Origin of the sequence: Thalassotalea insulae, assembly GCF_030161395.1 — a bacterium.
Taxonomy (GTDB): Bacteria; Pseudomonadota; Gammaproteobacteria; order Enterobacterales; family Alteromonadaceae; genus Thalassotalea_E; species Thalassotalea_E insulae.
In genome coordinates this window covers 711,811-732,093 of sequence record NZ_BSST01000001.1, presented here as the reverse complement: position 1 = coordinate 732,093, position 20,283 = coordinate 711,811, and the positions used below count along the sequence as shown (strand labels likewise).

Here is a 20,283-nt window from a genome sequence, read left to right as displayed (position 1 = left end):
CAATAGGGCGCAATAACAGTTGATAAAAAAACGCCCTTAACTAGAGCAATAAACACGAATTTAGAAGAGGAATAACAATGAAAAACGCGAAATTCTCATTAGTCGCGATCTCTACTGCACTAATGCTAGGAATGCTTAGTGGATGTGGCGGTAGCAATGATCCAAAGGCTGAAAGTATTCCGGTGACGATTAAAACTACCAGTGCGGGTATTACAGGTAATGCAATAAAAGGTACTTTGTCTTATGCCGACGTTAGCGTCACCGCATTAAACGGTTCACAGTTAACTATCATTGGTGGTGATGCACAGACCGATGCCCATGGCGAGAATTATCTTGAAGTTCAAGGCGAACCTGGTTTTGGTATTAGCAGCATAGTGAAAGTGACTATCACTGCCGATAACGATTCGATGATGGTCTGTGACTCTGACAATTGTGGTAATACTGCCACTGGCGGTACGATTTCTGGAGCGGCAATAGCCGGCACTAAATTAAGTACTTTAGCTTACTTATCTGTACCTTATGCCAGCAGAGCTAACGGTGAAGCTGCCGCTAATTATCACGCGAATGTCTTAACCACTTTTGCGACAAAACTTATTGAGCGTGATATTGCTGAAGGTCGTAATGTTTCGACTTTGCAATTGTTGGAATTGGCGCAGGCAGAATATTCAGCAATTGTACTGAAAGCATTAGGTATTAATGCTAATAATATTAACGTGTTCAATGAACAATTAGTCAGTGCAGAAGATTTTAATAATTTTATTACTGATAATGTCTGTGAGGACGTGGCAATTGTCGATGAAAACGATGAACCGGTATTAGATGATGATGGTAATGCAACCTATGAAGAGCAATGTCATGATGTTTATGTGTCAGATAATACGGCATTCTTATCATTCATCAATGGGGCATTTTCAAGCTTTGCAGAAGGCTATAATCAGAATGCTTCACTATTTGCGGCCTATGCTAATCTTGAGGCAGCATTAGCTGGAAATCCGGATGCCTTAGTGGCGTTACGCCAACCTTTATATAATGCATTAAACGCTAGTCCAATAGTACAAGGTTTTGGATTAACCGCTGACGATATAATGGATATCGAATTAGCCTTGTTTGATGAACAAAGCTCTTCAGGCCCGATGCAGGAAGTGACCACCAGTGAGAACATGGCAGGTGCCATTATTACTGCGCGTAATCGTATTAGTGATGGTGAATCTGAAATGATGGCGTTTGATGGTGATGTCAATACTAAGTGGCTGGATCATAATGATTGGGGCGGAGCACCAAGTGAAGAAAACCCGTCATGGCTTCAAGTGCAGTTTGCTGAACCGCATGCCGTCAGTAGCTTGTTTATTACCAGTGCCAATGATGCTGACAACAGGGATCCGGAAAACTTTAATATTGTTGCCTCTAATGATGGTGAGCATTGGGTTAAGTTAGCCGAGTTTATCGGCGAGTCATTCGACGAGCGTTTTGAGCGTAAAGAGTTTCGTTTCTCTAACGGTTTGGAATATAGCTATTACCGATTAAACATTACGAAAAACAAAGGTGATGATACCTTAATGCAGCTGGCGGAAATTGCCTTTGTTGGTCCTATCTATGCGAGTGCTGATCATACTGATGCTGCGGGGATCACAGTGACTGCGCGTAACCGTATCGGTGATGCAGAATCTGAAATGATGGCGTTTGATAATAACGCCGAAACCAAATGGCTCGATCACAACGACTGGGCGGGTGCGCCGACAGAAGAAGATCCATCTTGGGTACAGGTTGATTTTGCAGAAGCGGTGGCAGTGAACGTCTTAGGATTAACCAGTGCCAATGATGCTGATAATCGCGATCCAGAGAATTTTAACCTTCAAGGTTCAAACGATGGTGGTCAAACCTGGACGTCATTAGCGAGCTGGTTAGGCGAGTCATTCGACGAGCGTTTTGAACGCAAGTTGTTTAACTTTGGCAATAGCTTGGCTTATAGCTCTTATCGTTTGAATATCACCAAAAATAAAGGCGATGATACCTTAATGCAGGTCGGTGAAATTGAACTGATTGGTCCTAAATTGCCTGATATTAACCATGGAATGGTCGCTGGTGTTACCGTGACGGCCCGTAACCGTATTGGTGACGGTGAAGCAGAAACTAAAGCCTTTGACGGTGATATAAATACTAAATGGTTAGATCACAACGATTGGGCGGGTGCGCCAACGGAAGAAGACCCTTCTTGGGTACAAGTACAGCTACCACAAGCGGCTACAGTCAATAAGTTAGCCTTAACCAGCGCTAATGATGCTGATAATCGCGATCCGGAAAACTTCAATATTGAAGCATCACATGATGGTGAAACCTGGATGCCATTAGCCAGCTGGTTAGGTGAAAGCTTTGATGCGCGTTTTGAACGTAAAGAGTTTAGCTTTAGCAACGATCTCGCGTTCAATTATTATCGGGTTAACATCACGAAGAATAAAGGCGATGATACCTTAATGCAGGTGGCTGAAATTGAACTAATCGGCCCGCAATATTCATCGATTGACCATTCAAGCGTGCCGGGAGTGGCTATTACTGCCCGTAATCGTATCGGTGACGCGGAATCGGAAGAGAAGGTGTTTGATGATGACGTTAATACCAAATGGTTAGATCACAACGACTGGGCCGGTGCACCGACAGAAGAAAATCCAGCTTGGGTACAAGTTGACTTACCAGCAGCGAAAATTGTCAGCAGTATCGCTATCACCAGTGCCAATGATGCTGATAACCGCGATCCGGAAAACTTTAATATTCAAGGGTCAAACGATGGCGGCGCTACCTGGACGACATTAAGTTCTTGGGTAGGTGAGTCTTGGGATAATCGCTTTGAGCGTAAATTATTTGAAATGGGCAATGGTTTTGCGTTTACCAGCTATCGTATCAATATCACCAAAAATAAAGGTGATGATACCTTGATGCAAATTGCTGAAATTGAGCTGATAGGCCCAGATTTATAATGAAATGTTAGTTTGTTAAGAAATAGTGTGTGTGTATTTAGATTGTCTCCCTTACACACCAATCCTACGCTGCATGCACACTATTTCTTACTTTTTTCATGGTATTCGTTTGTTGTTTGGCAGTGCTCAGAAGACAAACGAATAAAATTGATAAGAGAATAATAGTTACCGATGAAGTTACCACAGATTTACTGCATTATTTTGGTTTGGTTAGTGCTCTCAAAAGTGGGCCGGGCCGAGATTAATCAGAATCGTCCGCCATTTTCGTTAACCATGGCGCAGGTTGAGACTTGGACGCCAGAGTCTAAATGGGCAGATAGCAACAATGTTTCCCATGTGAGTTTGCAACCGCGCTTTGTTGCTCAGCTAAGCCTTAGTGAATCTAAGCTTGATAGCAAGGTGAAAGTGCTGATCGCACCTGATGGCATGAATAACTTGGCAAATTATATCGGCGAACAGCAAAAGTTTAATCTTTATAACTTCACCCATTGGTCTCACATCGATGTGTTGAACTGGTTTGCTGGTACGGCTAATGAAACCGTAAGTTTGCCGGCAAGGCCTTGGGTGGAAACGGCTCATCGTAATGGCGTTAAAGTTATCGGCACGGTTTATTTATCAGTCGCACAATATGGCGGTGACGTGGCGACGGTTGAGCGGTTATTACAACAAGATGCCGAGGGCAATTTCATTATCGCGGATAAACTGGTCGCTATCGCACAATATTATGGTTTTGATGGCTGGTTAATTAACCCTGAAACTGATTTAACTCGGGTAAAAAATGCTAAAGGTGAGGTATTAACGGAGCAGTTTGAATATCAAAATGCTGCAATGCTTGGAAAAAAAATGCAGCATTTTATGGAATATTTAACCCAAAAAGCACCAAACGGCATGGAAATTCACTGGTATGATTCAATGTTACTCAATGGCTCAGTGCGCTGGCAAAATGAACTGAATGCTAAAAACAGCCCATTCTTTCAGGAAAAACATCGCCGTATGAGTGATGCGATGTTTATTAATTACTGGTGGGATCAGCAGATGGTGAATGATTCTCACCAGCAGGCAAAAGCGCTTAATCGCTCCCCTTATCAGTTATACTTCGGCGCTGATTTATCGCCGGCTCGCAATGCTCAACGGATATTTGAACGTAGTGACTGGCTAACCGCCTTATTTCCTGAAAATGGAGAAAAAGGGCTAAGCTCCATCGCGTTATTTGCCAGTGCAGTTAACTATAATTTTTCGGGTAACTCAAATACTCCAGCATTGAGTAACTTTAAAACCAATAAGCAGGATTATCGCCGTTTTTATCGTGCAGAAACTCAATTGTTTGCTGGCTTAGATGGTAATTTGGCGCAGCAAGATCTCGATGACCAATGGCCGGGAATTGGTCAGTATGTGCCAGCGAAATCGCCATTAACGAGTTTGCCATTTGCCACCAGTTTTAATACCGGACATGGCTTATTTAAGGCCTCAGCTGGCGTGAAAACCCAAGGAGAGTGGCATGATGTCAGTCAGCAAGATATCTTGCCCACCTGGCAATTTGCCATTGATGGCAGTGATGCGGTATCAGTGTTTTATGATTTTACTCAGGCATTTTCTGGCGGTAATTCACTCGCATTGCGTGCTAACTCTAATGTTGAATATGCCTCAATTCCTTTGTATCAAACTGCTTTTACCCTTAGACATGAACATCAGTTATCCGTAAGTTTCAAACATAATGTTGCTACCCCGGCACTTTGGCTGTGGTTGGAAATATCAGAACACGGCAAGATCAAATTTCCGCTAAGCAGCGAAGATAATAACTGGCATACCACTAACATTGATTTGTCTGCTTATCAGGGCAAGGTCATTGAAAAAGTTGGGTTGCTTATTCACGGTCATAACAGTGGTGAGTTTTCAGCTAATCTTGGCGAGATGGCAATTGACTAATGAATATTGTTGAGATTTGCTTAGCCAGTGATAACCAGGAGCGGCTGTTTCACAATGTTACTAATGTTATCCGTGGTGGCGGACAACGGATTGAACTTTGTAGTGAGATGGCGCAACAAGGCTTAACACCGAGTATTGACGCGATAATGACAGCGCGAAAAGCCATGGGACAATGCACAGGTCTGATGGTGATGATCCGGCCGCGGGCAGGTGATTTTTGCTATAACGCGCAGGAAATCAGCTTAATGACAAAACAGATTAACCAAGCGGCTCAGGCTGGTGCCGACGGGGTGGTTTTTGGTGTGCTAAGTGAAAATGGCCGCGAACTCAATATCAGCGCGATAAAACATTTAGTGGAAGTAGCGAAAAGCTTAACGTTGCAAGTAGGGATCCACCGCGCGTTTGATGCGCTAGCGGAGCAAAAAACTGCATTGTTGCAATTGATTACCCTTGGTGTTGATCGCGTGTTAACCAGTGGTACGGCTTGGGGCAGTCAATTGGGGGCATTAGCTGGTATGAGTCGGTTGCAGTCTCTGGTGAACTTAGCACAGCAGCATATGGAAATAGTCATTGCCGGCGGGGTAGCGCCAGAAAACGCCGGTGATATTTTAGCGCACTTAGCAAGTGATAAGGCAAAGCTGTCATTGCATGCCTATTCGAGTGTATTAATCAATGAACGTGTTGAATCATTAAGAGTCCGTGCGTTAGTCAACGCGGACGTTAGTCAAAACAGTTAGTTCAAGCAAGGTTAGCTATTGCACGATTCGTTTGTTTTGTAATCGATTGCAGTTGCTGGCGATGAACGAGCAAAAATATAACAGTGAAGTAATTTATCTATGCCAAATAATGAAGTTTCAAAAATGTCGAATACGTTATGCCTCAATGGATCGTGGCAGTTTCGACAAGCTGGTGATGAAAATTGGTTACCTGCAAATGTGCCAGGGTGTAATTTTACCGATTTACTGAAAAACGGTGTTATTAGCGATCCTTTTTATCGCGATCAGGAAGCGCAGTTACAATGGATTGAACATCAGGACTGGCATTACCGTAAGCAGTTTAATGTTACACAGGCCTTACTGGCTTTAGATGAAGTTGAGTTGGTGATCGATGGCCTTGATACTTATTGTCAGGTTTATCTTAATAATCACTTGATTCATCGTAATGATAATATGTTTGTCGGTTATCGAATCGGGTGTAAGCAATGGTTAGAGCCTGGTGAAAATGAACTAAGGCTAGAATTTCGCTCACCCATTAATGAAGTGATGCCGACGTTTAACCGTAATGGTTTTACCTATCCGGCAGAGAACGATAAATCACAGGAACGGCTAAGCGTTTTCACCCGTAAAGCACCGTATCATTATGGCTGGGACTGGGGCCCGCGCTTTGTGACTTCTGGCATCTGGCGCAAGATAAAATTACAGGGCATAGAGAAAGCACGGATAGAAAACGTTAATGTTAAGCAAATACAAGTATCTGAAGAAGTTGCTAAGCTGAGCTTTGATATTAGTTTACAAAATTATCAGGCATTTAGCGGGCAGCTTACCGTCAGTTGTTTGAATATTGATGGTATCACTGCGCAAATTTCACTAGTTAGTGCAGAGCAACAAACCTTTCAACTGTCGCTTAACATAGAGCATCCTAAGCTGTGGTGGCCAAATGGCCTCGGCGAGCCATTTTTATATCAGTTTGAAGTTGAGCTTGCTGATAATGGACAGGTTATTGATAGCCAGTTATTGGATATCGGTGTTAGAACCATAGAAGTGGTGAATCAACCAGATCAACATGGTGAGTCGTTTTATCTTAAGGTTAACGGCGTACCCACCTTTATGAAAGGGGCGAACTATATTCCGTCTGATAGTTTTTTGCCGCGAGTTAATGAGCAAAAATATCAGCAAATTTTCACAGACGCCGTTGCAGCAAATATGAATATGCTCCGAGTTTGGGGCGGCGGCATCTATGAAAATGATGAATTTTATCGCTTAGCGGATCAGCACGGCATTTTGATCTGGCAGGACTTTATGTTTGCCTGCAGTTTATATCCGGGCGACAGTGACTTCATCGAAAATGTTAAACAGGAAGTCACTTACAATATGAAACGCTTACGAAATCATGCTTGCTTAGCGCTATGGTGCGGTAATAATGAAACGGAAATGGGCATCGAATTTTGGCAATGGCCAGAAACCTTTAATTACTCTGATGAACTATATCAACGCTTAAAACAAGACTATGACTTGTTGTTTAAATCTGTTTTGCCTGAGTTGGTGGCTGATCTGGATGAGCAACGTTTTTATTTTTCATCATCACCGATAGGTTTTTGGGAAAACAAAGCCGATGACAACCGGGGAGATAATCATTACTGGGGCGTCTGGCATGGCGAAGAACCTTTTAGCGAGTTTAAAAACCGTGTGCCTCGTTTTATGAGTGAATTTGGTTTTCAGTCGTTTCCCTTGCTCGCCTCGGTCAAAAATTACAGCAGTGAACAAGACTGGCAGTTAGACTCCAAGGTGATGAAAACCCATCAAAAGCATCCTCGTGGTAACAGCTTAATCAAGCAATATATGCAACAAGAGTATCGTGAGCCAAAAGACTTTGAATATTTTCTATATTTAAGCCAGGTGCAACAGGGATTGGGAATGAAAGTTGCGTTTGAGGCACACCGCTCTGCTATGCCATTTTGTATGGGAAGTCTGTACTGGCAATTTAATGATTGCTGGCCGGTGGCTTCCTGGTCAGGCATTGATTATTACGGCCGCTGGAAAGCCTTGCATTATCAAGCGAAACGTAGCTTTGCGCCAATCACGGTATTTATTGATCAGCAAGACGGGCAGTTATTGACGAATATTGTGTCCGACGCGTTAACGGCAACAAAATGTCAGTTGACGGAGCGAGTATTAACCTTGGACGGAGAGGTTTTATATTCCCGCAGTGAGCAGGTAGTTGTGCCTCAATTAGCGGTTAGCCAAGTGAACTCACAGTCTGTTGCGGCTTTAGTCGCCGGTCAGGATATAACTAACCTTGTCTTTGTTGCTGAGCTTAGTTTGGTTGATACATTTAACCAACCGATAAGTGAAGCATTTCACTATTTTGCTTGTACCAAAGACTTGGCGTTGAAATTGCCGGAATTTCACTGTCACTGTCGTTATCATCAGGGAGAGTTACAGCTAACTGTTCGTGCGAATAGCTTAGCGCGTCAGGTTTATGTTTCGCTTGAGGGCTATAGCGGAAATTGGTCGGATAACTTCTTTGATTTATTACCAGGGCGTGAAAAGCAAGTTAGTCTCGCTGTTGGTGAGTTAAGTGAAGCAGAAGTTTCTTTATTGCCAGAAAAGATTAAGCTAATGTCGATTGCACAGAGCTATCAATAACAATAATTATAAGGTTCTTTATGTCGTTACATCCCATTGATCTGCTTATTATTGCGCTGTATTTACTGATCACGGTCGGGATTGGTTTTTATATCTCAAAAAAAGCAGCCTCTAACTTAGATGCCTACTTTTTAGGAGGCAACAAAATCCCTTGGTGGGCGTTAGGCGTGTCGAATGCTTCGGGGATGTTTGATATCGCAGGTACCATGTGGCTGGTGTCTATGTGCTTTGTTTATGGCTTAAAAAGTGCGTGGTTGCCTTGGATTTGGCCGATTTTCAATCAAGTGTTTTTGATGGTCTATTTATCTGCCTGGTTACGTCGTTCTAATGTTATGACAGGCGCTGAATGGTTAAAAACGCGATTTGGCACCGGCCGGGGCGCTGAGCTTTGTCATCTTGCGGTGGTGATTTTTGCAGTTGTTAGTGCTATTGGCTTTATCTCATATGCATTTAAAGGCATAGGAAAATTTGCGGTGATCTTTTTCCCCTGGCAGTTATCACCTGACACTTACGCATTAATTATTTTTGCTGTCACGACTTTATATGTGGTCAAAGGTGGCATGTATAGCGTGGTTTTTACCGAAATATTGCAGTTTATTATTATGACCATAGCAGCAATAGCCGTTGGTGTAATTGCGATGGATATGGTGAGTGCAGAGGCGTTAGCCGAGGCGACTCCTGAGGGATGGAAAGACTTGTTTTTTGGCTGGCAGCTTGATTTAAACTGGAGTGGAGTAATAGATTCGGTTAATCAGAAAATTCAGGATGATGGCTTTAGCCTGTTTGGTTTCTTTTTTATGATGATGCTGTTTAAAGGCGTTTTATCGAGCTTGGCGGGGCCTGTACCTAATTACGATATGCAGCGTATTTTAGCGGCAAAATCAGCAAAAGACGCGGCAAAAATGAGTGGAATTGTCTCGTTAGTGATGTTTTTTCCTCGTTATATGATGGTGGCGGGCTTAACTGTACTGGCGCTGGTTTATATCGGGCCTGAGCTCCAATCTAGCAATAAGATCTTTGATTTTGAACAAATTTTGCCTTATGCCATTAGTCATTTTATCCCGGTTGGCTTAAGCGGCTTACTAATTGCCGGTTTACTGGCGGCCTTTATGTCAACTTATGCTGCATCGGTTAACGCGGCTCCTGCGTATTTGGTTAACGATGTCTATAAACGCTACTTCAAGCCTGATGGCAGCGAGCGCGAATATGTACTGATGAGTTATCTGGTATCGACTTTGTTAGTGGTTGTTGGTGTTGGTGTCGGTTTTTTAATCACTAGCATTAACGACATTATGCAATGGATTTTTGGGGCGCTGTTCGGTGGCTATGCTGCGGCGAATTTACTGAAATGGCATTGGTGGCGTTTTAATGCTTATGGTTATTTTTGGGGCATGATCTCAGGGCTTGCTGCGTCATTAGCACTACCTTTATTGTTTCCGCAGCTACAACCTTTATATGCATTTCCGTTTTTATTGCTCGCTGGATTGATGGGTTCGATTGTTGGTACCTTTATGACACCGCCGGAAGATGATGAAGTGCTCATGGCATTTTATCAAAATGTCCGGCCTTGGGGCTTTTGGCAGCCTATTCATGACAAGGTAGTGGCGAAAAATCCTGACTTTAAAGGTAACCGTCATTTTTATCGTGATCTGTTTAACATTGTGGTTGGCATGACCTGGCAAATATCTTTGGTGGTATTGCCTATTTACCTAGTGATCAAAGAGCATTTTTCTATGGCAATAGCCTTGGTGGTGATGTTAGTGACTTCTTTTATTTTAAAGAAAAATTGGTACGACAAATTAGAGGATTAACCGCTTTTAGAGAGCGTCAATACGCGAGAAAGTTGTTGTTAAAATGACTAAATATTAAGTAATGAATTATAAGAATTAAGTAACTATGATGAAAAAATCGATGGCATGTTTAGGCGCAGTATTCGTATTGTTATTCGCCTGTAATAAAGAGCAAGTAGCTACAGAAAACACATCGCAACTACAAACCGAAAATGTGGCGAAGCAAGATGTACTTTCCTATGTTGATCCGTTTATTGGCACTGGTGGCCACGGTCATACTTTTCCTGGCGCTACTGTCCCCTTTGGTATGGTGCAGTTAAGCCCGGATAACTTAACGAAAGAACGATGGGACTGGACCTCAGGTTATCATTATTCCGACAGTACTTTATTGGGATTTAGTCATACCCATTTATCTGGCACTGGCGTTGGTGATTTACTGGATATTCTGGTGATGCCGTTTGTCTCAAGCTATCCGCAAAATACAGACAACGAAATGAAGCACCTTTACGCTACTTATCAAAAAGAAGATGAGCAAGCGTCAGCGGGTTATTATTCGGTGTATCTTAGTGAACCTGATATTAAAGCTGAACTTACCGCCAGTGCGCGCGTTGGCGTGCATCGATACACCTTTGGCAACAAAGGAACGCCGCAATTGTTAGTGGACTTGGGCTATGCACAAAACTATGACAAAGCGGTGGACACTTATTTTAAGGTAGAAAGTGATACTAAACTTGTTGGCTATCGTAAATCGTCCGGCTGGGCCAAGTTCCAACCGGTATATTTCACTATGGAATTCAGTCAACCGTTTAACTATCAGTTATATCAAGATAAAACTACGGTTAGTGGAGACACAGTGCAGGCTGAGAAAACGGAAGCAGTATTGAGTTTTCCGCAATCAGCAGGGAACAGTATCACGGTAAAAGTCGGCATTTCTTATGCGAGTATCGACGGTGCCGGCAAAAATATAGCGTTGGAAGCGCCGGAATTTGATTTTGAAAAAACAAAGTTGGCGGCTGAAAATTTATGGCGTAATCAACTCAATAAAATTGAGGTTAAAGATAGCGATAAGCTTTCAAAAACTAAGTTCTATACTGCGCTTTATCATGCCTTTATTGCGCCCCATCTCTTTAGTGACGCCAACGGTGAATATTATGGCGCTGATGGTAAAACTCATAAAGCAGATGGCTATAATCGATATACCCTGTTTTCATTGTGGGATACCTTTCGTGCTTTGCATCCGCTATTAACTATTACTAACCCAGAACTCGTCGATGATTTAGTCAAATCCATGGTCGCATTTTACGATGAAGCCGGCGTGTTGCCGACCTGGGATCTGATGTCGAACGAAACCGATGTCATGATCGGCTACCATGCGGTGCCAGTGCTGGTTGACGCCTACTTAAAAGGATTGACAACTGTCAGTGGCGAAAAACTGTTAGAAGCGAGTAAAACCTCGGCAATGCAAAATCGTTTTGGTATCGATTTGTTCCGTAAATACGGCTATATCCCGTCAGAGCTCGAAGTTGAAGCGGTGTCAAAAACGCTGGAGTATGCCTATGACGATTGGGCGATTGCGCAATTAGCTAAGTCTCTGGATAAAGAGAAAGATTATCAGTATTTTAGCAAGCGAGCACAGGCTTATAACCAGTTGTTTGATGCCAATGTTGGATTTATGCGCGGTAAAGATCAACATGGGCGATGGGTGAAAAACTTTAGCCCGACGCATGTTGATCATCGCACCACCGATTATACCGAAGCAAATGCTTGGCAATATACTTGGTTTGTCCCGCATGACGTTATCGGTTTAAAGGCTTTGTTTGGTGGTGAGCAGGCGTTTATCAATAAACTTGATCAACTATTTACCGTCAGTTCTGAGATGGAAGGCGATGTTTCTCCCGATATTTCTGGGCTTATCGGTCAATATGCTCATGGCAATGAACCTTGTCATCATATTCCGTATTTATATGCATTTACTCAGCAAAAATGGAAAGGTGAAGCGCGGATCAAAGAGATCAGGGAACGTATGTATCGCGCTGAACCCGATGGTTTAGCTGGTAATGATGATGTTGGACAAATGTCGTCATGGTATGTGTTAAGTGCACTGGGCTTTTATCCGGTTAACCCAGCTGATGGACGTTTTGTTTTTGGCACACCATTATTTGAGCAGGTTACGATCAAGCTGGCGGACAATAAAGAATTTGTTATTGGTGAGCAAGGTAACACAGGCGATAATTTTGTCGATGCGATTAAGCTTAACGGGCAAAGCTTAAAACGTCATTATCTGACATATGATGAAGTTATGGCAGGTGGTTCATTAAGCTTTTTATTTCAGCAGTGATAACGACAGGTTTAATGGCAAACACAATGAATACAACACACAGTGATATTTTATATGTAGGTATTGACGGTGGAGGCACTAATTGCCGGGTTCGCATTGTCGGTCCATCCGGGGAATTATTAGGTCAGGGGTTAGGCGGCACCGCCAATCCGTCTCATGGCCTGTCGACGGTGATCCAGTCAATGACTAATGCAATCAATATGGCGTTATGTCAGGCGGGTTTATCAGAACAGCATCTTAAGCGACTTGTGGTTGGTGCAGGGCTCGCTGGGCTGCATTTACCTCGTTATCGGACAATGATGGAGCAGTGGCAGCATCCGTTTCATGCGATTTATTATACCGATGATCTCCATGCTGCCACTCTTGGCGCTCATGATGGTAAAGATGGTGCGGTGGTGATTGTCGGTACCGGTTTTAGTGCCTTGTCTATGGTGAACGGGCAAAAAACAGCAATTGGTGGTTATGGCTTTTTGCAAGCGGATCATTGTAGTGGTTCCTGGCTCGGTTATCAGGCGGTTCAGGCAGCATTACTGGCTCATGATCATTTAGCACCACAAACCTTGCTCAGTGAATTGTTATTTGAGCAGCTTGAAGCTCGAGGTTATCTGTTAGCAGACAAACTGGCCGATGCGAAAGCAAGAGAATATGGCACTTTAGCGCCGTTAGTCTTTCGAGCGGCAGAGCAGGGAGATACTGTTGCTCGTCACATTATTGCTGATAGCAGCGAATTTTTAACCCGGATTATCAAACAGCTGGCACAAACCAACCCGCCGCGTATTTCGCTCATTGGCGGCGTTGCACAGCAGTTAGTGCATTATTTAGATAGCGACATAGTGACGCAATTATCAGCACCAATTCACAGTGCAGAATACGGCGCTATTTGTTTTGCCAAACAGCAACATCAGTTAATTAGCACATCATTATCATAAGGCGGGATCATGACCAGTAAACGCGCATTTTTAAAGTACTCTTTGGCTGGAGCGTCAACGCTTGGCGCCGGAATATTGTCTCGAGTAATCGCAAAGGAAAAAAAGGCCGTGCCATCACACGCTACTAAACCGATAGTGATCTCAACTTGGGAGCATGGGGTAGCGGCCAATCAGGCGGCCTGGCAAGTGTTACAACATGGCGGTAAAGCGATAGATGCGGTAGAGCAAGGTGTGCGCGTACCGGAAGCTGATCCGAATGTTCGTACGGTTGGCTTGGGCGGATATCCTGACCGGGAAGGTAACGTTACCTTAGATGCCTGTATTATGGATGAACAGCAAAACGCCGGTTCAGTCGCCTGCCTGCAACATATCAAACATCCTATTTCTGTTGCTCGTTTGGTGATGGAGAAAACCCCACATGTGATGTTAGTGGGAGAGGGCGCGTTGCAATTTGCCAAAGCGCAAGGCTTTAAGGAAGAAAACTTGCTTACTCAGCAGGCGGAAGCTGACTGGCGAGAATGGCTCAAACAATCAAAATATCAGCCGGTGATCAATATTGAAAATCACGATACCATCGGCATGTTGGCATTAGATAATAATGGCGATTTATCAGGTGCCTGCACGACCAGCGGTGCTGCCTATAAAATGGCAGGGCGAGTGGGGGATTCACCGATTATTGGCGCTGGGCTGTATGTTGATAATGAAGTGGGGGCGGCAACAGCTACTGGCATGGGCGAGTTAATGATCAAAACCGTTGGTTGTCATTTAGTGGTTGAGATGATGCGTCAAGGCATGAGTCCTACTGAGGCTTGTATGGCGGCGGTTGAACGTATCGCCGATAAACTTGGTGACTACCAAAAGTTTCAGGTTGGCTTTTTGGCATTAAGTAAATCAGGTGAGTATGGCTCTTATTGTATTCAACCGGGCTTTAATTATGCTGTAACGGCTAAATCTGGCACTGAACTTATTGATGCTAAAAGTATTTTATCTTGAGTCGGCAAATCGCTGACTCGTTCAATTCTCATTATTTTAAAAAACATACGCATGTTAAAACTTCCTGTGTTACTGACCTTGCTGATGCTAATGCTTTGCAATATGGCGATTGGCTATGGTGGAGAAAGCAAACTTATTCGCTCGCCGGATAATCATTTACAACTTGAGTTTCTAATCGATAACGGTGTCGCCAAGTATCGGGTTTTTAGCCATAAGAATGAAATTATTGCGCCGTCGAAACTTGGCTTTGAATTTTCTCAACAACCTGCGTTAACTGAAAATTTTGTCTTAGTTTCTGCGGCTGAGCGTGAGGTTAATGAAAGCTGGAAAAAATTGTGGGGACAGTCAAAACAGGCGGTAAATCATTATCGGGAATTAACGGTTAAGTTAATCGAAACTACGAAATTATCGCGTCAGTTAGAGATAGTGTTTCGCGTTTATAATGATGGTGTCGCATTTCGTTATCAATTGCCTTTGCAGCCTAACATCACAGCTTTTGCTATGACTTCAGAACAAACGGAATTTACCTTTACTGAAGATCTACAAAGTTGGTGGACGCCGGCGGATTATGATAGTTACGAAGCGCTGTATCAGCAAACGCCGTTAACAAAAGTGCAGGCGGTCAATACACCTATCACTTTTAAAAGTGCAACGGGTCAATATTTTAGTATTCATGAAGCGGCACTGACTAATTATGCCGGTATGACGTTAGTAAAAAGTAAGGGGCATCCTTATCGTTTAGTGAGTGATTTAGTTCCTTGGCCGGACGGTATTAAAGTCAAAGGTCAAACGCCGTTTAACAGCCCGTGGCGTACGATACAGGTGGCGGATAATGTTGCGAAGCTAATTGAATCCGATCTGATCGTTAACCTTAATGAACCGAGTGTGGTTGCGGATACCTCCTGGATCAAACCGATGAAATACTTAGGGATCTGGTGGGGCATGCATATGCGAAAGTATACTTGGCAGGCAGGGCCTAAACACGGCGCTACTACGGAAAATACCAAGGCCTATATGGATTTTGCCGCCCAGCACAATATTGGCGGCGTACTGGTTGAAGGCTGGAATCAAGGCTGGGAAAGCTGGCACAGCGCTTTGAATGTTCAGGATTTTACCAAGGCCTATAGAGATTTTGATCTAAAAGAAATTGTGGATTATGGCAAGCAGCGCGGCGTTGCGTTAATTGGCCATCATGAAACCGGCGGTAATATCCCGATGTATGAAAAACAGATGGATAAAGCTTTTAAGCTTTACCAAGAGGCCGGTGTCCACGCGATAAAAACTGGCTATGCCGGCCATATGGTGCCCGAAGGCATGTATCATCATGGACAGCAAATGGTCAGTCATTACCGTAAGGTGTTGGAAATGGCAGCGAAGCATCAAATTATGGTCAATGCCCATGAACCGATTAAGCCAACCGGACTGCGCCGCACCTACCCGAACATGATGACCCGTGAAGGCGCGCGCGGTATGGAATGGAATGGCTGGAGCGCTGGTAATCCACCAGAACATACAGTGACTTTACCTTTTACCCGGTTATTAGCTGGGCCATTGGATTATACGCCGGGGATTTTTAATATTTTATTTGATCCGCAGCAGCAATACCGCATTCATTCAACGTTGGCTCGGCAGTTAGCAATGTATGTCGTGCTTTATAGTCCATTGCAGATGGCGGCGGATATGATCGAAAATTATCACCAGCAACCGGCGTTTGAATTTATCGAAAAAGTGCCAACCACCTGGGATGAAACTAGAGTCTTAACGGGTGAGATTGGTGATTACATTATCACTGCCCGGCGTGCTGAACAGCAGTGGTTTATTGGCAGTATGACCGATGAGCAGCCGCGCTTACTAACTTTCTCGCTGGATTTTTTGGCTCCTGAGACGACTTATCTCGCGCGGATATTTGCCGATGCAAATAATACCAGTTATCAAGCAAATCCAACTGCTATTAACATTCAGTCATATAGAGTAAAAAAAGGTGATAAGTTAAGCGTTGCACTTGCCGGCAGTGGCGGTCATGCTATGTATCTTACGCCAGTCACGGCAAAGCCGACTGATGAGCCATTGATTGCACGGCATAATCAGCAAGCACGTGATAATTTTGAACGGTTTAAACAGGCAAAACGTTACGGTGAGATTGAAACTGTTGATCATTTGGCGGTTAATAAGCCGATAAAAATATTAAGCCAATATGATGAAAGTTATAGTGCTGGCGGTGATAATGCGTTAGTTGACGGTATTATCGGCGGAGCCGATTATCAAACGCTATGGCAAGGCTATCGTGAGAAAGATTTAGATGTGGTAATCGATCTTGGCGCGCAACAACAAATTTCATCGATTGAAATTGAATTTTTGCAAAGTGTTTTGCATTCTATTTTATTGCCAAGTCAGGTACGCTTTGCTTTATCGAGTGATGGCGAGCGCTTCAGTGGTGTTGGTGAACTGTCATATCAATCACAAGAAAATATGCCTGATTATCAGCAAAAACGTTTTTCTGTCACATTTAATCGCCAAGCTGCGCGTTATATTCGAGTGCAAGCGAAAAATCTAGCAAAATTGCCAAGTTGGCATATACGCGCTGGGCAAGAATGTTTTATCTTTGCCGATGAAATTATTGCTCATTAATACCAGGTGAAATAAATAGTTATTTTTAAGGGAAATCATGACATCTAGAACATCACTTAATAGCTGGAAAAAACTGGTCAGCCATGCTGAAGACATGAAGAGTCAACATATGAATGAGCTATTTGCTCAAGATAGCGAGCGCTTTAACAAATATTCTCTTCAATTACCCAGTATGTTGCTTGATTACTCTAAGAATTTGGTAACGAAAGACACCATGGACAAGCTGATGGCGCTTGCCCGTGAGTGTGACGTTGAGTCTTGGCGGGAAAAAATGTTCAGCGGTGAACGTATCAACCGTACGGAAGAGCGCGCGGTATTACATACTGCGTTGCGTAATCGGGCGAAAACCCCTTTATTGCTCGACGGTGAAAATGTTACTGAATGTGTGGAGTCTGCGTTAGCTAAAATGAAACAATTTAGTGACACTGTGCGTCAAGGCCATTGGCGTGGCTATTCAGGTAAACGCATTACCGATGTCGTTAATATTGGCGTCGGTGGCTCTAATCTAGGTCCGCAAATGGTCACAGAAGCATTAAAACAATACAGTGATGACAGTATTAATGTTCACTATGTCTCGAACGTCGACGGCACCCAAATTGCGAATGTACTCAGGCCGCTTAATCCTGAAAAGGTGCTGTTTATTGTGTCCAGTAAAACCTTTACTACCACAGAAACTATGACTAACGCTCGTACGGCAATGAAATGGCTGACGTCTGCTTCTTTTGATGATAAAGCCATTGCTAAGCATTTTGTCGCGGTAACGGCTAATAAAGCGAATGCCATGAGTTTTGGTATTCGTGAAGAAAATATTTTTGATATGTGGGATTGGGTTGGCGGGCGATTTTCACTGTGGTCGGCGATTGGTTTACCAATTGCGCTGGATCTAGGCTTTGATAAGTTTATTGAATTACTGGAAGGAGCGCATGCCATAGATACGCATTTTTGCCAACAACCGCTAGAGCAAAATGCACCGGTGATCATGGCACTGTTAAGTGTGTGGAACTGTACCTTTTTAGGCGCGCAGTCGCAGGCGATACTACCTTATGATCAATCACTGCATATGTTGAGTGCTTATATGCAACAGGCTGAAATGGAAAGTAATGGTAAATCGGTAACCTGGGATGGTGACAGTATTGATTATTCGACTGTACCGTCAATTTGGGGCGAGCTTGGCATTAATGGTCAGCACGCGTTTTATCAGTATTTGCATCAAAGTAATAATATAGTCCCGGCTGACTTTATTGGCTCGGTGGAAAGTGTCACTCCAGTACAAGGTCATCATGAAACGTTAATGGCGAACTTTTTTGCGCAAACTGAAGCGTTGATGTCTGGTGTGAATGAGCAGCAGGTGCGGGCTGATTTACGCGCCAGTGGACGAAATGAAGCCTATATCGATAAAGTTGCTCCACATAAAGTGCACAAAGGTAATCGTCCTACTAATACCATTTTAATGGAGCGTATTTCGCCGTATTCTTTAGGCTGTTTAATTGCACTTTATGAGCACAAAATTTTTGTTCAGGGCATTATTTTACAGATCTGTTCGTTCGATCAATGGGGCGTTGAATTGGGTAAAGGTCTAGCGAATAATATTCAGAAAGAGCTAGAGCAGGGCAGCGTTAATATGCAGCATGACAGTTCAACCAGTGGTTTAATGCAGTTCTATTTGGGCGTATTAAAGAAATAATTAACGCGAAGGCGTTTTAATAACCAGCAATACAAAAACTGTCACCCGTAGCGCGCTTAAGTTAGTTACGGGGAGACGGTTCAATGACAATGGTAAACGACTAAGCGCTTAATAACCTGCTAGAGAGTTGATAGTGTTTAATAAAAAACACCATACCTTGTTTGCTAAAAGTTATCGCTCTTGAATCTAAGTCTTTCTCTGCCCACTTTCTTGCCAATATATCATTAATTATCCATTGTCCCAGGCTGCCGGCGAGATGGTCACGGCGTTCACTCCAATCCAGACAAGCCTTACAAAGCGGGCGTTTGTTTTTATTAAGTGCATTAAAGTCTGCCCCCAGATTTGTGAAAAAGGTTTGTCCTTGCGCTGTTAATAAGGTGTCACTTGCTTGCGCAATAATATATCCGTTGTCACTTAAGGCATCATATAAGGCAACACCAGCCTCGCCTGCAAGATGATCATAACAGATCCTTGCTTTTCTCAGGCGTTGATCGCTTGGGCCTGTCGAGATTGTTGAAGTTGGAAAATTAGCGCTTATCGTTAGCAGTTGCTCCAGTAATTGTGCAATATGCTGACCTGAGAGCTGAAAATATTTGTGACGGCCTTGCTTGCGCATCCGCAGTATGTCTCCTGCTACCAGTTTGGCTAAGTGACTGCTGGCAGTTTGGGACGTGATCTCAGCTTCTAATGCTAACTCTGTTGCTGTAAGTGCTTTTCCCCCCATTAACGCAGTTAACATTCGGGCGCGGGCGTGATCACCAATCAGGCGGGCGATAAAAGCAATATCTGGTTCCAAAAATAAAATCTCTATAGTTCGATCGCTATCGAAGCATGGTTAATTAAAAGCATTAGACTGCCTTAAAAAACCATAGGAGACAATAGTAATGAAGATCACATGTTTTATTGAATATCAAATCGACCCATTTAAAGTGGAAGAGTTTCAGCAATATGCGAAAAACTGGGGAGAGATTATTCCTAGATGTGGTGGTGAGTTAGTCGGCTACTTTTTGCCTTATGAGGGTACCAATGACACCGCATATGGTTTGATCAGTTTTAATACGCTTGCTGATTATGAAGCGTATCGTGCACGATTAACTGCCGATAGTTATGGTAAGCAAAACTTTAATTTTGCCCAAAGTGCTAAGTTTATTCGCTCGGAAAAACGGACCTTTTTGCAAGTAGTGCCATCAACTTATCAGCAAGCAGCTAAGGAGTATAAATGATTGCCGTAATTTTTGAAGTAGAAATCAAAAACCAAGAAAATAAGGCACAGTATTTTGAGCGTGCCGCGGAGTTAAAAGATATTTTGCTGAAGATGCCGGGCTTTATTTCGATAGAACGTTTTCAAAGTGTCGCTAGTGCCAATCGATACTTGTCGTTATCTTTCTGGCAAGATGAAGCATCGGTGAAAGGCTGGCGTCAGCAAATGATTCATCGTGCAGCACAGCAGCAAGGAAGGGAACAACTGTTTGAGGATTATCGTATCCGCGTGGCAAATGTGATGCGTGATTATGGTATGACAGCACGAGAACAGGCGCCGGATACTTAATTTTGTTTAAGTGCTATATGAATATACAGCTTTGGTGTGTTCTCGTTTTTATCAAAAAAGCGAGAACCATTCTCCTTTCTCCGTTAAAAACGAGAATGAGCTTTAGTAT

13 protein-coding genes are annotated in these 20,283 nt (G+C 43.3%); 12 read left to right on the top strand and 1 reads right to left on the bottom strand.

What is annotated here, in order from left to right; translation table 11 throughout:
* The first annotated feature begins 77 nt into the window (after nt 1–77).
* From QQK06_RS03475 to pgi, 10 genes are all read left to right on the top strand, one after another.
* The gene (locus tag QQK06_RS03475; RefSeq protein WP_284243212.1) at nt 78–2,972 is read left to right on the top strand and encodes a discoidin domain-containing protein; all 2,895 of its coding nucleotides are present in this window, start codon (nt 78–80) and stop codon (nt 2,970–2,972) included.
* 171 nt (nt 2,973–3,143) lie between these two features.
* Entirely contained in the window at nt 3,144–4,898 is a 1,755-nt protein-coding gene (locus tag QQK06_RS03470; protein ID WP_284243211.1) for an endo-beta-N-acetylglucosaminidase, read from the top strand.
* Nucleotides 4,898–5,635, top strand: coding sequence for a copper homeostasis protein CutC (locus tag QQK06_RS03465; protein ID WP_284243210.1), 738 nt, complete (start codon nt 4,898–4,900; stop codon nt 5,633–5,635). The genes QQK06_RS03470 and QQK06_RS03465 overlap by 1 nt, the downstream gene beginning before the upstream one ends.
* A 99-nt stretch (nt 5,636–5,734) precedes the next feature.
* The gene (locus QQK06_RS03460) at nt 5,735–8,263 is read left to right on the top strand and encodes a beta-mannosidase (protein WP_284243209.1); all 2,529 of its coding nucleotides are present in this window, start codon (nt 5,735–5,737) and stop codon (nt 8,261–8,263) included.
* A gap of 20 nt (nt 8,264–8,283) precedes the next feature.
* Complete coding sequence (locus tag QQK06_RS03455; protein ID WP_284243208.1) at nt 8,284–10,074, top strand: sodium:solute symporter family protein; 1,791 nt, start codon at nt 8,284–8,286, stop codon at nt 10,072–10,074.
* A gap of 85 nt (nt 10,075–10,159) precedes the next feature.
* The gene (locus QQK06_RS03450) at nt 10,160–12,391 is read left to right on the top strand and encodes a GH92 family glycosyl hydrolase (RefSeq protein ID WP_284243207.1); all 2,232 of its coding nucleotides are present in this window, start codon (nt 10,160–10,162) and stop codon (nt 12,389–12,391) included.
* 26 nt (nt 12,392–12,417) lie between these two features.
* Entirely contained in the window at nt 12,418–13,320 is a 903-nt protein-coding gene (locus tag QQK06_RS03445; RefSeq protein ID WP_284243206.1) for a glucosamine kinase nucleotide-binding domain-containing protein, read from the top strand.
* Between the two features lie 9 nt (nt 13,321–13,329).
* The gene (locus QQK06_RS03440) at nt 13,330–14,313 is read left to right on the top strand and encodes an isoaspartyl peptidase/L-asparaginase family protein (RefSeq protein WP_284243205.1); all 984 of its coding nucleotides are present in this window, start codon (nt 13,330–13,332) and stop codon (nt 14,311–14,313) included.
* Nucleotides 14,314–14,364: 51 nt separating this feature from the next.
* Nucleotides 14,365–16,941, top strand: a complete 2,577-nt coding sequence (locus QQK06_RS03435; protein WP_284243204.1) for a glycoside hydrolase family 97 N-terminal domain-containing protein — start codon at nt 14,365–14,367, stop codon at nt 16,939–16,941.
* A 37-nt stretch (nt 16,942–16,978) separates the two neighbouring features.
* Nucleotides 16,979–18,625, top strand: coding sequence for a glucose-6-phosphate isomerase (gene pgi / locus QQK06_RS03430; protein WP_284243203.1), 1,647 nt, complete (start codon nt 16,979–16,981; stop codon nt 18,623–18,625).
* 100 nt (nt 18,626–18,725) lie between these two features.
* Here pgi and QQK06_RS03425 read toward each other — a convergent pair whose 3' ends face one another.
* The gene (locus QQK06_RS03425) at nt 18,726–19,421 is read right to left on the bottom strand and encodes an ArsR/SmtB family transcription factor (RefSeq protein WP_284243202.1); all 696 of its coding nucleotides are present in this window, start codon (nt 19,419–19,421) and stop codon (nt 18,726–18,728) included.
* Between the two features lie 88 nt (nt 19,422–19,509).
* Here QQK06_RS03425 and QQK06_RS03420 point away from each other — a divergent pair, with 88 nt between their 5' ends.
* A complete protein-coding gene (locus tag QQK06_RS03420; protein WP_284243201.1) occupies nt 19,510–19,848 on the top strand; it encodes an NIPSNAP family protein in 339 nt (112 codons plus the stop codon).
* Entirely contained in the window at nt 19,845–20,174 is a 330-nt protein-coding gene (locus QQK06_RS03415) for an antibiotic biosynthesis monooxygenase family protein (protein ID WP_284243200.1), read from the top strand. Before QQK06_RS03420 ends, QQK06_RS03415 begins: the two co-directional genes overlap by 4 nt.
* Nucleotides 20,175–20,283 lie beyond the last annotated feature (109 nt).

What these genes read in the sequence shown, in the direction of transcription:
- QQK06_RS03475 (WP_284243212.1), top strand. Translation starts at nt 78, where the DNA reads ATGAAAAACGCGAAATTCTCATTAGTCGCGATCTCTACTGCACTAATG.
- QQK06_RS03470 (WP_284243211.1), top strand. Translation starts at nt 3,144, where the DNA reads ATGAAGTTACCACAGATTTACTGCATTATTTTGGTTTGGTTAGTGCTC.
- QQK06_RS03465 (WP_284243210.1), top strand. Translation starts at nt 4,898, where the DNA reads ATGAATATTGTTGAGATTTGCTTAGCCAGTGATAACCAGGAGCGGCTG.
- QQK06_RS03460 (WP_284243209.1), top strand. Translation starts at nt 5,735, where the DNA reads ATGCCAAATAATGAAGTTTCAAAAATGTCGAATACGTTATGCCTCAAT.
- QQK06_RS03455 (WP_284243208.1), top strand. Translation starts at nt 8,284, where the DNA reads ATGTCGTTACATCCCATTGATCTGCTTATTATTGCGCTGTATTTACTG.
- QQK06_RS03450 (WP_284243207.1), top strand. Translation starts at nt 10,160, where the DNA reads ATGATGAAAAAATCGATGGCATGTTTAGGCGCAGTATTCGTATTGTTA.
- QQK06_RS03445 (WP_284243206.1), top strand. Translation starts at nt 12,418, where the DNA reads ATGAATACAACACACAGTGATATTTTATATGTAGGTATTGACGGTGGA.
- QQK06_RS03440 (WP_284243205.1), top strand. Translation starts at nt 13,330, where the DNA reads ATGACCAGTAAACGCGCATTTTTAAAGTACTCTTTGGCTGGAGCGTCA.
- QQK06_RS03435 (WP_284243204.1), top strand. Translation starts at nt 14,365, where the DNA reads ATGTTAAAACTTCCTGTGTTACTGACCTTGCTGATGCTAATGCTTTGC.
- pgi (WP_284243203.1), top strand. Translation starts at nt 16,979, where the DNA reads ATGACATCTAGAACATCACTTAATAGCTGGAAAAAACTGGTCAGCCAT.
- QQK06_RS03420 (WP_284243201.1), top strand. Translation starts at nt 19,510, where the DNA reads ATGAAGATCACATGTTTTATTGAATATCAAATCGACCCATTTAAAGTG.
- QQK06_RS03415 (WP_284243200.1), top strand. Translation starts at nt 19,845, where the DNA reads ATGATTGCCGTAATTTTTGAAGTAGAAATCAAAAACCAAGAAAATAAG.